This window comes from Dyadobacter sp. SG02 (assembly GCF_900109045.1).
In the GTDB taxonomy this organism is placed as follows: Bacteria; Bacteroidota; Bacteroidia; order Cytophagales; family Spirosomataceae; genus Dyadobacter.
In genome coordinates, this window is the sequence record NZ_FNYL01000007.1 from 110745 (window position 1) to 126754 (window position 16010).

At 52.8% G+C, this 16010-nt stretch carries 12 protein-coding genes; 6 read left to right on the forward strand and 6 right to left on the reverse strand.

The features are described 5' to 3' along the window. Positions 1–9 precede the first annotated feature (9 nt). Complete coding sequence (locus tag BMW93_RS17805) at positions 10–762, forward strand: 5'-nucleotidase C-terminal domain-containing protein (RefSeq protein WP_090379159.1); 753 nt, start codon at positions 10–12, stop codon at positions 760–762. Further along, positions 737–1678: a metallophosphoesterase gene (locus BMW93_RS17810; RefSeq protein WP_090379162.1), complete on the forward strand. Its 942-nt coding sequence runs from the start codon at positions 737–739 to the stop codon at positions 1676–1678. The genes BMW93_RS17805 and BMW93_RS17810 overlap by 26 nt, the downstream gene beginning before the upstream one ends. An 11-nt stretch (positions 1679–1689) precedes the next feature. Here the strand turns inward: BMW93_RS17810 and BMW93_RS17815 are convergent, their stop codons facing one another. From BMW93_RS17815 to BMW93_RS17825, 3 genes are all read right to left on the reverse strand, one after another. Beyond that, positions 1690–3303 (reverse strand): Na+/H+ antiporter, encoded by a 1614-nt coding sequence (locus tag BMW93_RS17815; protein WP_090379165.1) that lies wholly within the window; start codon positions 3301–3303, stop codon positions 1690–1692. A 20-nt stretch (positions 3304–3323) separates the two neighbouring features. Then, the gene (locus BMW93_RS17820) at positions 3324–4649 is read right to left on the reverse strand and encodes a cytochrome P450 (RefSeq protein ID WP_090379168.1); all 1326 of its coding nucleotides are present in this window, start codon (positions 4647–4649) and stop codon (positions 3324–3326) included. Positions 4650–4761: 112 nt separating this feature from the next. Beyond that, positions 4762–5241 (reverse strand): Dps family protein, encoded by a 480-nt coding sequence (locus tag BMW93_RS17825; protein ID WP_090147082.1) that lies wholly within the window; start codon positions 5239–5241, stop codon positions 4762–4764. A gap of 237 nt (positions 5242–5478) precedes the next feature. On the opposite strand from BMW93_RS17825, the gene BMW93_RS17830 reads away from it, so the two are divergent. The 3 genes from BMW93_RS17830 to BMW93_RS17840 all read left to right on the forward strand — a co-directional run bounded on the left by BMW93_RS17830 (position 5479) and on the right by BMW93_RS17840 (position 9230). Then, positions 5479–6132, forward strand: coding sequence for a lipid-binding SYLF domain-containing protein (locus BMW93_RS17830; RefSeq protein WP_229240552.1), 654 nt, complete (start codon positions 5479–5481; stop codon positions 6130–6132). A gap of 8 nt (positions 6133–6140) precedes the next feature. Further along, the gene (locus BMW93_RS17835) at positions 6141–6338 is read left to right on the forward strand and encodes a KTSC domain-containing protein (RefSeq protein WP_090379175.1); all 198 of its coding nucleotides are present in this window, start codon (positions 6141–6143) and stop codon (positions 6336–6338) included. A 345-nt stretch (positions 6339–6683) separates the two neighbouring features. Continuing rightward, positions 6684–9230, forward strand: coding sequence for a TonB-dependent receptor (locus tag BMW93_RS17840; protein WP_090379178.1), 2547 nt, complete (start codon positions 6684–6686; stop codon positions 9228–9230). Between the two features lie 182 nt (positions 9231–9412). Here the strand turns inward: BMW93_RS17840 and BMW93_RS17845 are convergent, their stop codons facing one another. The 3 genes from BMW93_RS17845 to BMW93_RS17855 all read right to left on the reverse strand — a co-directional run bounded on the left by BMW93_RS17845 (position 9413) and on the right by BMW93_RS17855 (position 13663). Continuing rightward, the gene (locus BMW93_RS17845; RefSeq protein ID WP_090379181.1) at positions 9413–11125 is read right to left on the reverse strand and encodes a GMC oxidoreductase; all 1713 of its coding nucleotides are present in this window, start codon (positions 11123–11125) and stop codon (positions 9413–9415) included. Positions 11126–11400: 275 nt separating this feature from the next. Beyond that, a complete protein-coding gene (locus BMW93_RS17850) occupies positions 11401–12588 on the reverse strand; it encodes an esterase (protein ID WP_229240553.1) in 1188 nt (395 codons plus the stop codon). A 46-nt stretch (positions 12589–12634) separates the two neighbouring features. After that, positions 12635–13663, reverse strand: coding sequence for a LacI family DNA-binding transcriptional regulator (locus BMW93_RS17855; RefSeq protein ID WP_090379187.1), 1029 nt, complete (start codon positions 13661–13663; stop codon positions 12635–12637). A gap of 139 nt (positions 13664–13802) precedes the next feature. Here BMW93_RS17855 and BMW93_RS17860 point away from each other — a divergent pair, with 139 nt between their 5' ends. Beyond that, positions 13803–16004 (forward strand): hypothetical protein, encoded by a 2202-nt coding sequence (locus BMW93_RS17860; RefSeq protein WP_090379190.1) that lies wholly within the window; start codon positions 13803–13805, stop codon positions 16002–16004. Positions 16005–16010: the final 6 nt, after the last annotated feature.

Consider the following 16010-nt stretch of genomic DNA (forward strand, 5'->3'; position numbering starts at 1 on the left):
AAATACACTATGAAAACTCCTGTCAGACTCGGTACGGTACTTCTCGCGGGCCTCGGCCTGCTGGCCTCCTGCCAAAAACACCTCACCGTTTCCAAAAGCGAATACAAACAGTACGGCATCGACCAGCAGGTCGGTGCCGATTCTGCTATAATCCGGTACTATCAGCCTTTCAAAGACAAAATGCAGGCCGAAATGAACCGGGTAGTGGGCCAGACCGAACAGGCGCTTACCAAGCCGTCCAATCCCGAAACCCTCATGGGCAACTTCTTCGCCGATGCCATGCTCAAAGAGGGGTTGAAGAAAGATCCCGCCATTCAATTCACGCTCGCGACCAAAGGCGGGCTGCGTACCACTTTTCCCAAAGGCAATATCACGGTTTCCCACGTTTTCGAGCTCATGCCGTTTGAAAATGAAATGGTTGTGCTCAAACTCTCGGGGCCGAACGTGCAGCAGGTCATCGATTTTATTGCCAAAAAAGATGGCGAACCGGTGGCGGGTATCCGTATGAAAATCAGGGATAACAAGGCCTACGACATCACGATCGGAGGCCAGCCTTTTGACATTAATAAAACCTATAATCTGCTCACCTACGACTACCTCGCCGACGGGGGCGACGAGCTCGAATGCCTTCGCAACCCGCTCGAACGCAGGGAGATCGGCCAGAAAGTAAGGGAAGCATTGTTTGAAAATATCGGTGACCTGACGCGCCAGGGCAAGAAAATAACCGCTCAACTCGATGGAAGAATTGTTTCAGATAAATAGGAAGGATTTCCTCAAAAAGGGCGGCCTGGCTGCTGCCGCATTGGGTTTTGGCACGCTACCGGCATTTGCCAGACGTGATTCGGTGGTCCAACTTACCATCCTGCATACGAACGACGTCCACAGCCGCATCGATCCATTCCCGATGGACGGCTCGCGTAACCAGGGGCTCGGGGGCGTGGCGCGTCGTGCGGCATTGGTAAAGCAAATCCGTGCGGAGCAAACAAATGTGCTTTTGCTGGACGCTGGCGACGTTTTTCAGGGAACGCCCTATTTCAATTTGTACGGCGGCGAGCTGGAATTTACGATCATGAGCCAGATGGGATACGATGCCTCCACCATGGGCAACCACGATTTCGACAACAGCATTGCCGGCTTCGTGAAGCAGCTTCCGCATGCAAACTTCCCCTTCCTGGTCGGTAACTACGATTTCAGCAATACCGAACTGAAAGGCAAAACACAGCCCTACAAAATATTTAAAAAGCAGGGCCTGAAAATCGGCATTTTCGGGGTTTGTATCGAACTGGAAGGTTTGGTTAATAAAAAGAACTACCTCGAAACCGTTTACCTCGACCCGATCGCCAAGGCCAATGAAATAGCCTCATTACTCAAAAACGAGCAGCATTGCGACTTCGTGATCTGCCTCTCGCATCTGGGATACAAATACAAGGAAAATAAAGTCTCCGACCAGGTCCTGGCGAAATCCACCCGCAACATCGACCTCATCATCGGCGGGCACACGCATACATTTATGAAAGAGCCTGAAAACATTTTGAACCTGGACGGCAAGGTTACCACGATCAACCAGGTCGGTTTTGCCGGCATTAACCTGGGTAGACTGGATTATTTCTTTGACCGGGAACGTGGCGGGAAGCAGAGGATGGTGGCGGCGGTGTTGCCGGTTATCAGTAATGCTTGAATGACCACCCCTCACTCCATATGCAAAAACTGCTGTCGTAACTTCTCTTCTTCCAGGTCTATTTGCGCCAGGTGCTGGCGTACGATTTCTTCCTCGTAGGTTTCCTTTTTGTTGAACTCGTGGAGGATGTGGCGTTTGTGTTCGAGTATTTCCTTGGTAATGTGTTGGTAACGTGCGATATATTCGTGCTCGGAGTCGGCTGCGTCGAGTTCCCTGACGTGGTCCATAAAACCGATATCGCTTTCCAGCCGGTGTTTCAGCCCTTGAAGCAACTCGTGGTGACCGATTTCATCCGCATATTTCTTTTGGATCAAATCCAGCGAAGCGGCGGTGAGCTTTCGACGGATGTTAGCGTCCTGTTCGTGCGAGGAAACGGCATAATCCCGCTCTTCGACATTCATCCATTTCGCAACCAGCGGTAGCGTAAGGCCCTGGAACACGAGGGTTACCAGAATGACTACAAAAGTGATGAAGAGGATCATGCTACGTTGCGGAAAGGGCTGTCCGTTATCCAGCAACAGGGGAATGGACAATGCCGAAGCCAGCGAAACCACCCCGCGCATACCGGCCCAACCGAAGACGAACGGCATCCGAAACCCGGGACTCCTGTCGGCAGTTTTGATGAAGCGACTGATAAATACCGTGAAAATGGATGCCCCCAACGTGCTCGCAATACGCGTAATGATCACGACCAGGGAAATGATGAGCCCGTATTTGATCGCTTCCGCCAGGGAGGCTTCCCCAAACCCTTGTATGATCACGGGGAGTTCCAGGCCTATCAGCATGAAAACGATGCCGTTGAGCACAAACCCGACGGTCGACCATACATTAATTCCCTGAATGCGGCTTAAATGGCTTAGAATACTATGCTGGTTCCGGGAGAGGAACAACCCTCCTGTAACAACGGCAATGACGCCCGAAAAGTGAAATTCTTCCGCGGTGATGTACATCGCGTAGGGCGCCACGAATGTCAGGATCGTGTCGATGCTGGGGGTAGTGGGCAACCATCGGTGAATGGCGTAAAACAGCATTGCCACGCCTAGTCCGACGGCGAAACCCATGATAATCACGAGGAAAAAGCTGCCGATCGCGTCGGTAAGCACGAAACTGCCGGACGCCACCGCTATCAATGCGAAACGGAAGACGATCAGCGACGACGCGTCGTTCAGCAGGCTTTCGCCCTCGGTAATGGTGATCAGCCGCTTCGGGACTTTTACATTCTTGAGAATCGAACTGGTGGCCACGGCATCGGGCGGCGAGATGATCCCGCCCAGCAGGAAGCCGAGCGCGAGCGTGAACCCGGGTATAACCGCCCGCGATACGTACGCGATCACGCACGAGGTGAGGATCACGATAATGAATGCGAAGGAGCCGATCACGCGCCGCCATTTCCAGAAATCTTTCCAGGAAGTCTGCCAGGCCGCTTCATACAACAACGGCGGCAGGAATATCAGGAAGATCAGCTGGTGATCGATCTCTACCGACGGCAGGCCTGGAACCAGGCTCAATGCGAGCCCGCCCAGTACGAGCATGATCGGGTAGGCGATTTTGATCCTTTGCGCCAGCATGACCAGGAACATGATCACCATCACCAGCGAAAGGTAGAGGATTATGGATTCGTGCATAAAATTCGTTCAGTATCGGCTTATCGGATGTACAATTTAATACCGTTGGTCGATTTTAAAACAATCTGGGGGTGCATTCCCACGGTGGAACCCGGCTCGCGCACGAAGTCGAAGCGCTTCACCAGCGCGGCCAGTACCAGCTGCATTTCCATCAATGCAAACTGCTGCCCGATGCATATCCTCGGCCCGGCGCCAAATGGCAGGTAGTTGAATTTCGCCCGGTTTTTCACGGTTTCCGCCTGAAAGTTTTCAGGATTGAATGCAGAGGGATTTTCCCAGAGGTTGGGGTTCCGGTGCAGTTCGAAGATCGACATGAATACCGAACTGCCTTTTGGAATACCATAACCTTCAATCTCCTGGTCGACGGTGCTCTCGCGCGTCATCGTCCACGCGGGCGGGTACAGGCGAAGGCCTTCCTCCACAACTTGCCGGGTATAAGGCATTTGAATGAGCTGTTCGAAACCGGGTACTGTTTCAAAAATTTCACTCTCCTTGCGGATGCGCGCCACAATCTCCGGCTGTGCGGAAAGCTCCCATAGCAGCCAGCTCAGTCCGGTTGCGGAGGTTTCGTGGCCTGCCGCGAACATGGTAATGGCCTCGTCGCGGATCTGTTCGTCGTTCATTTGCTCGCCGGTTTCCTCGTCCGTACTGTCGAGCAGGAGTTGGAGCAGGTCGTTGGGCGTCTCGCCGGACAAGCGTCGTTTTCGTATAAAATCGTAAACCAGGCTGTTGAAATAGGCCAGGTCGGATTTGAAACGCCGGTCCTCGCCATTGATCGCCATCAGCGGCAGGCGGTAGGGCTTGCGTACGCGGGTGACGAGGTAGGTCTGCGTGCGACTTACCTGCTGGTAAATCTGCTCCTTATCCTCGGTATTCATGTTCCCGAACAGCGTTTTCAGCGCAATGTCGGAGGTAATGCCCATCATTTTGGCATCGATATCAATGGCCGCTTTGCCCCGGAATTGTTCCAGTTCTTCGATAAATGCGGCCGTAAGCCCGCCCATTGTAAGAAACAGGTCCAGAAGCCGCTCGCGGTGGAATGCCGGTTGTACGAGCCTTCTTTGTCTTAACCAAAAATCGCCATCGCTGATTACCAGACCATTACCTAATACAGGACGGAGGAGCTTGACGGAGTTGCCTTTCTTGAAATTTTTATGGTGTTGTTGCAACACGTGCCGGAAAAAGGCCGGGTCACGCGTGACAATGAATTCCCTGAACAACTTGATTTTGAACGTATCCCCACATTCGTCGAAACCCTGCCGCAGGAACCGCAGCGGATCGCGTGCGAAACGGATTGGAGCCAGGAGGGGAACGGAGCTGATTTTAAATTCAGGAATGGGTCGCATTGGTAGGAGACATGGAGTATTACCGCAAATAAACCAATCCCGCGCAAAAAGCAATGCACAAAAAAGCCGCGCCTGATTTCAAAACGCGGCCATGGGTGTGCATAGGTTTCATTTATTTCTTCCCGGCGAACGAGCGCAGCATCCAGGTATTCTTTTCTTTGAACTGCATGAAACGGTTCACCATGTCGTTGGTACCGTCGTCGCTGGCTTCTTCGGTGGCGGTGAGGAGCTCGCGTTCGAGTGCGATGAGCTTGCCGAAATCGTCGAGCACGGCGTCCACCATGTCGAGGTCCTTCATGCCGATGGTGTTAATCTCCTTGATCTCCGATTCGTTGATATAATCCGCGAAACGGCTGTGCGGAGGCTTGCCCAGGGTCAGTACGCGTTCGGCGATCTCGTCGATCGTTTCCTGCGCATTGGTGTACAATTCTTCGAATTTAACGTGCAGGGTGAAAAAATTTTGCCCCTTGATATTCCAGTGGCAGCCTCTCAGTTTTTGATAATGAATGTGATAGTTGGCGAGGTAGTCATTCAGCAGATCTACAACGGGTTTTACGTCGGTCTCGCTCAGACTGATTGCTTTGGCATCCATAGTAAAATGTGGTTGGGGATTGACATTGTTTCCGGTAATTCTGTCATCAAAATCATACCAACGGATCAGAAACGGCGTAGTACTGCGTTAAAAGTTGCGGACGACGGCTTGTTGGCGTCCGGATGCGGGTTCCTGTTGTCGGAATGCGGTTTTCCGGGACTGACAGGCACGATCCTTGAAGTACTTTTTTATACCCATTAATCCCAATAATTTATGTTCCTCAACAATTTGAAATCCATGAAAATGCAAGCCCTCCTCCTGATCGGCCTGGCCATTGCAGCCCCTTCTTTCGCACAGAACAAAGAAGAAGAAAAGATAAACGCCGCCACCGCGGTACTCAGCGATTTTAACGGAATCCAGATACCCGCGCAGCTGATCGAGGCCTCCAAAGGCATTATCATCGTGCCGAGGATGATCAACGGCGGCCTGATCGTCGGCGGAAAGCATGGCAGGGGACTGGCGATGATCAAACGGGAAGACGGCAAGTGGAGCGACCCGGTATTTGTGACGATCACGGGCGGTAGCGTAGGCGCGCAGATCGGCGTGCAGGCGGTGGACCTGGTATTGGTATTCAAAAGCGACAAATCGCTCATGAATATCGAAAAAGGCGACTATACCCTCGGCGGTGACGTGTCGGTAGCCGCCGGGCCGGTGAGCAAGAATGCCTCCGCCACAACGGATTACAAGCTGGAAGCCGAAGTATATTCCTATTCACGCGCCAAAGGCCTGTTCGCCGGCGTGACCGTGAACGGCGCCATGCTCGACGTCGATGTGCGGGCGAATACCGGCCTCTACGGCAGTAAAGCGACCGTCAAATCGATTTTCACGGATTCGAATATTTCATCCAAAGCCGTCGACGACCTGCGCGAGGCACTGGACGACTTCAATTAAAATCCACCATGCCATCCACCGTCGTTTCCCAAATGATCTACAACGAGGAAAAGGAAACATTGCGCATCGTATATGTTTCGGGGATGGTGTACGACTACAAAAACGTCCCCTGGGAAGTGTACCAGGCCATGAAAACCTCGGGTTCGAAGGGGACGTTTTTGAACAGGTATATTAAGGGGAATTTTGAGTTTGAGCGGGTTGAATGACTGAATAGTCAGGTATTGTTCAGAGTTGTCAGATGCATTTTTTGAAATACCAAGACTACCTCTGACTAATCACTAATTCCCCCATTCCACGGCGGCTCATCGCTCCGGCGACCCGGTCACTCATTCATAATTCATCGCGGTGCAAGCCGCTAAATGCCGTTAGGCATGTAATATTGGTAGCAAAATTCCCTGCACAGATGCTTTTAATGCCCTTGGCATGCAACTTTCACGCATCGTTCCCATTTCAACTTTACAAAAAATGAGCGCTTTGGTACGTTGGGCGCAACGTAGTTTTTCTCTTACTTTGCGATATTTCCAATTGGATATAACGCTGGCGTCGCTCTCATGAAAAGATTTTTTACTGCATTAATTTTAATACTCCCACTCACGCTTAGGGCGCAAACTGAAACCGACACATTGAAAGCGCGTGCGCTCGACGAGGTGGTGGTGACGGCCTCGCGGGTGATCGAAAGCATTCTCGTATCGCCGGTGAGCGTGCAGAAGGTGAGTGCCAAAGCTACGGCGCTGTCGCCGGCATTGTCGTTTTTCGATGCGCTCGAAAATGTGCAGGGCGTGCATATGATCACTCCTTCGATGGGTTTCAAGGTGTTGAATGCGAGAGGGTTTTCCAATACAACCAATGTGCGTTTCGCGCAGCTGACCGACGGGATGGATGTGCAATCTCCGCACATCGGCGGGGCGATCGGCAACTCACTCGGGCCGACGGACCTCGATATTGCCAGCATTGAAATATTGCCCGGCACGGCTTCGGCATTATACGGAATGAACACCGTGAATGGGCTGGCGAATTTTTTCACCAAAAATCCCTTCAATTCAGAAGGCCTTTCGGTCCAGCAAAAAACGGCGATTAACCACCTGAACGACAGCCATAGCAGCGCAAAGCCGTTCACAGAAACGACGATCCGTTATGCCAAAGTCATTACCCCGAAATTTGCATTTAAAGTCAACGGCGCATTCACCAAAGGTTATGACTGGATCGCCTCCGACCAGACCGAGCTCATTGGGAATGCCAACAGCAGTACGCAGCTTTTCGGGGCGGATAACCCGGCCAGCGACCCGGTGAACAAATATGGCAACGAAAGTTCCAACCGGAAGACCGTCACATTGGGTGGCAAACGCTACGTGGTGAGCCGCACCGGCTACCAGGAAGCGGAGGTGGTGGATTATAACTTGCAGAATATCAAAGGCGACGCGGGCCTTTACTTCAAAGTAGCCCCAGGCGCCATGTTGACCTACACCTACCATTTCGGCCTGCTGGATAATGTGTACCAACGCGCCAACCGTTTCCGTCTTGAAAATTACCTCATACAGCAGCAAGGTATCCAGTACCAGTCGGCCTCGGTACAGGCTAAGTTGTATATCAATTCCGAAAATACCGGCCGCTCCTACAACCTGCGCTCGATGGCGGAGAACATGGACCGCAGCTATAAATCCGACAACGACTGGTATGCAGATTTCACCAAAGGCTTCAACAGCGCCGTCACTGGCGGGGCTGCGGTGGCGGACGCGATGCGGCAAGCCCGCGCGGCAGCCGATGCGGGTCGTTACCTGCCCGGCACCGGCACTTTCAATGCCCAACTACAAAAATTGCAGGACATCAATAACTGGGATGTGGGCGCCGCATTGCGCGTGAAAGCGGATTTTGTCCATGCCGAAGCACAGGTAAGCCTCACCGAAAAGTACCTCAAAACCTGGAAAGGCAAATACGAGCTCGATATCCTGCTAGGCGCCGACCACCGGACCTATATCATCGTGCCGGATGGTAATTATTTCGTGAACCCGGAGCCCGGAAAAGATGGCAAAAGCATTACATATGGTAAAACGGGCGGGTTTGTTTCTCTGAATAAAGATTTGATTCAGAAGAAATTACGGCTCGGAGTGATCCTGCGGGCGGATAAGAACGACTATTTCAAAACGACGTTCAACCCGCGGTTATCGGCCGTTTACAGTCCGGTTCACGACCACAATATCCGCGTTTCGTTCCAGACCGGCTATCGCTTTCCGAGCATTTTCGAAGCGTACAGCAATGTCAACAGCGGCGGGGTGAAGCGGGTAGGAGGGCTGCCGGTGATGTCGCAGGGCATTTTCGAGAATGCGTGGCTGGCGAACTCCATCACCAGCTTCCAGGCGGCTGTTTTGAATGATATTAATCAAAATAGCCTCACACAGGACGCCGCGATCGAGAAGAACAAGGGTTTACTTAAAAAGAACACCTACACCTACCTGAAACCCGAGCACACGAAAACCTGGGAAGCGGGTTACAAGGGCCTTTTCTTCGGCAGGGCATTGTTTGTGAATGCGGATCTGTATTTCAACCGGTACAGCAATTTCATCGCGCAGACCAACATGAATGTACCCGTATCGACCGACGCAGCCACAATCCCGCACGACCTCTACGACAAATCTCGCCAGGCGCAATACCGGATGTACACCAACTCGCGCTCGATCATCAACAATTACGGTTTCAGTGCGGGGTTGAACTACCAATGGGAGAAAAAATGGGTTTTCGGCGTCAATACCACCTTCGCCAAACTCAAAAACGCCGAAAACCAGGACGGCCTCGAAGACGGCTTCAACACGCCGAAATGGATGTGGAACGCCTCCGTTTCCCGCACCAACCTCCTCGGCAATATGGATGCTACCATCTCCTACAAATGGCAATCAGGCTACTATTCGCAAACCTTCCTGGTCACAGGCAACGTGCCGTCATACAGCAGCCTCGACGCCCAGGTGACTTACCGCATACCTGCACTGAAAAGCCTGGTCAAGGTTGGGGCGAGTAATTTGCTGAACAAATACTACGTCTCTTTCCTCGGTGGCCCGTCGGTAGGGGGAATGTACTACGTTACGGTCGTGTTTAATGTTGAATGAGTGAATAGTCAAATGTGGTCAGGTCTTGTCATGAGAAGTCAGGTATTGTCATGAGTGGTCAGGTATTGTCATGAGTAGTCAGGTATGGTCAGAAATCGATATTTGCAATAGGAAAATCTGACCACTCATGACCATTCATGACTAATCTTGACAAGACCTGACCGCTCATTGAAAAATTGCCCTCATATGTTCCCTTTCCGCATCTGCGCCACGGCGTAATCGGCAGCACGGGCGGTGAGCGCCATGTAGGTTAGCGAGGGGTTTTGGGTGGCGGTGGATGTCATGCAGGCGCCGTCGGTGACGAATACGTTCGGGACGTGGTGCATCTGGTTCCATTTGTTGAGCATGGAGGTTTTTGCGTCCTTCCCCATTCTGGCACCGCCCATTTCGTGGTTTTCGCTGCCGGGGTTCCGTTGCGTGTCGCCGGTTTTGATGTTTTTGAAACCGGCCCTATCGAGCATCTCGCTGAGTTCGGTGTAAAAATCCTTCACCATTTTCATGTCGTTGTCGTCGAACGACACATTCATGCGCAGCTGCGGAATGCCCCAGTCGTCTTTCAGACTTTCGTGGAGTGAAATGAAATTGGTTTCTTTGGTAACTACCTCGCCCATCATCTGCGCGCCCAGCGACCAGCCGCTTTCGTCCGGCGCAAACAGGCTGTTTTTCAACGATTCGCCGAGTCCGTCGTTCGCATTCCCGACTTTGGAAGCGGAAAACGAAGTGGCATAACCGCGAAGGAAATCGGTTTCCTGCTTGAAAACATTGCGAAAACGGGGGATGTAGGCCCCATTCGGGCGGCGGCCGTCAACGGTGCGGTCGTGATAACCGTCGAAGTCTGCGCTCACCCGGCCGCGATAGTTGTGAAAACCGATGAATTTGCCCAGAACCCCGCTGTCGTTGCCTAACCCGTTCGGGAAGCGGCTGGATTTGGAATTGAGCAAAATCAGGTTTGAATTGATGGCGGAGGCATTGATGAAGATGATTTTGGCATAATACTCGGTCATTTGCTTCGTCTGTGCGTCCACCACGCGCACGCCCGTAGCGCGCTTTTTCTTTTCATCATAAATCACCGAATGCACCACCGAATGCGGCCTCAATGTAAGATTACCCGTCTTTTCTGCCCAGGGTAATGTGGCTGCATTGGTACTGAAATACCCGCCGAACGGACAACCGCGCTGGCACATATTGCGGTGCTGGCATTTGGCGCGGCCCTGCTGGGTGTGGATCGGCTGCGGATCGGTAATGTGTGCGGCGCGGCCGATGATCACCGGACGGGTACCTTTGTAATTTTTCGCGGTTTGGTCGCTGAAATGCTTTTCCACGCAGCTCATTTCGTGCGGGGGCAGAAACTCGCCGTCGGGCAGCTGTGGCAGCCCATCCTTGTTCCCCGAAATACCCGCGAACTTCTCCACATAGCTGTACCAGGGCGCTATATCCTTGTATCGGATCGGCCAGTCGGTTGCGAACCCATCGCGGGCAGGACCCTCGAAATCGTAATCCGACCACCGCTGCGTCTGCCGCGCCCACAACAGCGAGCGACCGCCGACCTGGTAACCGCGCATCCAGCTGAACGGCTGGTCCTGCACATACGGGTGCTCGTAATCCTTCACCACGAAATGCATCGCATCCTCCCTGAAAATGTAATGTTTGCTGGCCATCGGGCTCGCCTCGCGGACGGCAAGCGGCGGCAACCCGCGGTGTTCGAACTCCCACGGCATCATATTCGTGGTGGGGTAATCTACAATATGCTTCACATCGCGCCCGCGTTCGAGCACGAGGGTTTTCAATCCTTTTTCGGTCAGTTCCTTCGCCGCCCAGCCTCCGCTGATCCCGGTCCCCACAACGATCGCGTCAAAAGTTTGCGCCTTAATGGCGTCGATATTGAAATAGGCCATTTTTTAATGATTGAATGATTGAATGATTGAATGAATGAATGAATGAATGAGCCGCTGTGGAACAGTGAATGAGTGAATTTTGAATGAGTCGCTGTGGAACAGGAATGAGTGAATGAGTGAATGAGTGAATGAGTGAATTTTGAATGAGCCGCTGTGGAACAGTGAATGGTCACTTATAGTCAGGTGTTATGCTGTAATTAGAATACTATTAATGACTACATGTGACAACAAATGACGATTCTTGACAACAAATGACTATTCACTCATTCACTCATTCAAAATTTCCGAAACAGCCTCGGCAGTAACGAATCGTGCAGGAGCAATCGCCACGTGCCCCAGTCGTGGGCGCCTTCGCCAGCGATGGAGTAGTCGTGTTTCACGCCGATTTTTTCCAGGGCGGCATGCGTGGCGGCCGATCTTTTGCCGATGGCTTCCTGTTGTTCGTTGCCTCCGAGGCCTACGAGCAGGTAATTTACTTTATCCTTGATTTTGGGATCATTGAAGAATGCCGGGTTCAGTTTTTCCGGTTCCAGATCGCCTGCGCTCAATATGCCGAAAGAGCTGAACAAGTCTATCGCATTGAAACCCACGGCTTCCGTATGCCTGCCACCCATCGAAAGTCCGGAGATCGCCCGTCCTTTGCGGTCTTTCACAGTACTATAATGTGCATCCACAAACGGCACGATCTGCTTGCGTAACTCTGCTTCAAACAGCTTGTAGGTTTTGTCTAAATGCTTAGGATCGCTACGGTGGATTACCTGGTTGTTCGGCATGGCGATGATCATCGGCACGATTTTTCCTTCCGCCAGCAGGTTATCCGCGATGAAATTGGCCCGCCCGTCGAGCGTCCAACCCGAAGCCAACTCGCCGCTGCCGCCGAGCAGGTACAGCACCGGATATTTCTTCTTCGGATCGTAACCCGGCGGTGTATATACAAACATTTCGCGCTCGCCATTCAGCACATCGGAATGGTAAATATGCCTCGTAATGCTCCCGTGCGGCACATTGCGCGCGTCGTAATACGCGGTCCCGCTCCCGTGTACGACGAGGTTGCTGTATCCCGGTTGATTCGAAGTACCTGTGAATGTATTGTTCGGATCGGCCACGGCTACCCCGTCGATCAGGAAACGGTACACATAAATATTCGGCGTCACCGGCCCGACCGTAAGCGTCCAAAGACCACTTCCGTCTTTCGTGAACGGGATATTGGCTTTGCTTTTCAACGCGAGCAGGATCGGCCCGCCTGTCAGCTCCACTTTCTGTGCCTCCGGCGCTTTGAGGCGGAATGTAATGGTGTGATCATCTTTTACCTCCGGGGAAATGACATTGCCGCCGTACGGTACCAGTTGCTCCGTATTCTTCTGCGGCGCCCAGTCGAGGTTGACGTTCGCCTGCTGGGCTGTGGCGAGCAGCGGTGTTGCCAGCAGGGAAGAAATGATCATGTAGTGTTTTAAGGGTTTCATCAGGATTTGCATTTGGAAAGAAAGACGAGGAAAAGGGCGGGATACTCTACTGTGACGGAAGTGAATTTACCTCGCTCGACCCCCGCAACACCAGCGAACTTTCCAGTACCACCCTTTCAAATGCAAACCGCGTACTGTTCAGCTCTTTGAAAACGAGCTCCATCGCTTTGATACCCATTTCGTAGGCCGGCTGTGAGACGGAACTGAGCGGTGGGTCCAGGAGCTCGTTCGTAGGCTCGTTGTAGAAGCCGATGATCGCGAGGTCGTGGGGGATGCGTATGCCACGTTGTTTGGCGAGGACGAGCGCCCATTGCGCGATCTGGTCACTGTACGCGAGGATAGCGTCATGCTGTGCCCCGGAGTCGAAGAGCTCGGTGATGGCGGCGATGGTGGAATCTTTTTCCTGGTCGGCGGCTATTTTGATAATATCCGGGTTCAGGGATATCTGATGGTCGGCTAATGCCTGCGAGTAGCCTTCGAAGCGTTTCTGGCTGATCTGTAAATGCTCGGGACCTCTGAAAAATGCGATTTTACGCCTGTCCTGGGCTATGAGCACGGAAGTCGCTTCATAAGCGGCGCGGTGGTTGTCTATCAGCACCTTGGAGCAGGTAATCTCCTCACAATCGCGGTTGAAGAGCACCAGCGGCACGTTCTTACGCTGGATTTTGAGCAAATGGTCGTAGTTGGTCGTGTTGGCCGACATTGAGAGCACCACCCCGGACGTCCGCGAGCTCAGCAGGCTGTGGATTTGCCGTACTTCCTTTTCATAACTATCGTCGGTCTGGCAGATCAGGAGCTGGTACCCATGTTTTTCGGCGACTTCGGCCATGCCGGGCAGGGCTTGCAGGTATAATGCATAACTGATTTTAGGAACCACTACGCCGATCGTGTTGCTACGCCGGTTGAGGAGCTGGAATGCAAGCTGGTTAGGTTCGTAGTCGAGCTGTTCGGCGAGCTCGTACACGGCCTGACGTGTGCTTTCTCTGATGTCCGGGTGATTTTTTAATGCCCTCGAAACGGTGGAAATGGAGATGCCGAGTTTGGTGGCGATGGTTTTTAGTGTGATGTCCTCCATACTGCAAAGGTTTGCGGAAAGGTTTGCGAAAATTATTTAAGTATTTTGTTTGCAGGCACTTGCGGAAATTTCTTCCTTGCCGAAAGATAGTGTTTTCCTGACACAACCAAAAAGTAATCGCCGACCGCTTCCCGTTTTTATGAGCCGCATTTACACGACGTTCCGCCTTCTGGTAATCATTCTTTGCATTTCAAATCCCGCCCGCGCCGCGCACGCATTACCCGGGTGGACACATATGCGCGGTGATCTTGTGCTCCAATGGGACCTGGGTAACGACAAGGCAACGTTGTCGCATCGTGTCAAAGGTGGGGTGATGTGGCAGGGTAGCTTGTTGCCTTCACTTTGGTATGAGAACCCGAAAAAGGAGAAAAGGTATTCCAAAGCGGTGGTACAATCGGCTGTAAAAGAAGGTGATAAGCTGGTCGTTTCACTGCAATGGCCGGGACTTGGAAAAGGCAGATTGCTGGTTGAAAATACCGCAACGGGCTGGCGGTTTACGGAGCTTTCGGCGGAATGGGCGGCTTTTACACCCAAAATCATTGAAATGTATCTCGGTGCGTCGATGTTGGTAAATGGTGCCAATGTGCAACCGACCTGGGACCGGCCGTTCATGCCCGACTGGCAGTCGTTCGGCTATTGCGTGCCGGGCGCGAAGGCCGGGACGGTGCAGAGCTATTTCCGGAGTTGGGATTTCGGCCATACCACCATTGCACTAGGCAATTTCGGGCCTTCGATGGGCACACCTTACGGAGCGGCATTTCCGCGACCGGTACTTTTTGCGGGAATGGGTTCCGACGGCGGCTGGCTTACAGCAGGCGCAGGGAGGGTGCCGAATGCGGCGATGTCGCTGAAAATCCAATCGACGCGAGGATGTTTACAGTTTCTATACCGCGAAGATCTCTGGGGCACTCCGACGGGCAAGACGCGCATTTGGAAAGATTTGGCGCGGTTTGCGATCGATACGACGGCTTACGGGAGTTTCCGGCAGTATTATGCGTCATTCCCGGGAGTGGAGAAATCGAATGCCGGCGAATCGCTGCGAAAACAGACGGCGTCGATCTGGAACACCTGGGGCATGTGGCGGTGGAAGAAGTACCCGATCCGCCCGATCGCCGATTTTATGGAAAAAATGCAGAACGAGGTAATGGTACTGGACGATCCGTGGGAGTCGTCTCAGGGTTCGGGTGTGCCGGATTTGAAGAAGTTCCCGGATTTCTACCAGGACATTGCCTATATCCGCAACAAGGGTGTGGAAGTGGGTGTGTGGGAAACCATCGGGTGGATCAAGGACACGGTTGCGTGTGGTTTGGGTAAAAAAGACTTGATACTGGATAAAAACGGCAAGCCGTGCATGGCTAACTGGAATTTCGATCCGCAGGGCGATGCCTATTATTGCATGGATTTCAGCTCGGAGAAGACCAGGAAGTTTCTCTGGGACCGGACGGTACGTATTATGAAGGAGATCAAACCGCGCGTGATCAAGCTGGATTTTGGCTATGGTCTGCCGAACCCGGATATGGGCGCGCCGCGTGACCCGGCATTGCGCGGCGAAAGACATACGTTTGCATTGATGCAGCAGATCGCGAAGGCGGCGAAGAGCGTCGATCCGGATGTGGTGATTATGGGTTACGGCATCAGCCCGTTGTGGGTTCCGCTCACCGACCTTGTTTCGATGGACGACCAGGGCGATTTGTGGTTCGACCTGCACCGCGGGCACCAGGAATGGAGCGTGTGGGCGTCGCTTTTGTCGGGTTATGGCGTAGCGATCAGCGGGTCGTCGTGCTATGACTGGGCACTGGATGATGGTATCCTGCTCAATTCGGCCATATTAGGTTCTCCGGGAGCCGTTTTGCCGAGTGAAATAGCGGAGAACGAGCAGGTACCGCCGCAATTTCTGAACCGCAGGCTGGCCGTCAACCTTTGGCATCGGCGTACCGCGAAATGGGAGCCGCGCTGGTACAACAGCAGCACCGGAAACATGCAGGGGCCGCCGCAATTGAAATGCTGGGGGAGGGTAGAGGAAGGTAACCTTACGGCTTTGGTGTTGCGGGAAGGAGAAAGGGCGCAAACCGTTGAAAACATCAACTGGACAGGCCAGTGGGCATTAATCTCACAAGATAATGCACCCATTACGACGTCCGGTCAAGTGGCGCTTATACCGTTCGCACCGGGGCACATTACTCTTTTTACCCAAAACAAACCCACCAAAATTATCCATCGTAACATAAACGGGGAATCGACATTGGATCACTGGAAATGGGCCGATGGAAAACTCACGATTACCGTAAGCGAGGAGGAATTCAAAAATACGGCCGGATACCTGGTCCATGCACAACCGTAGCAACAC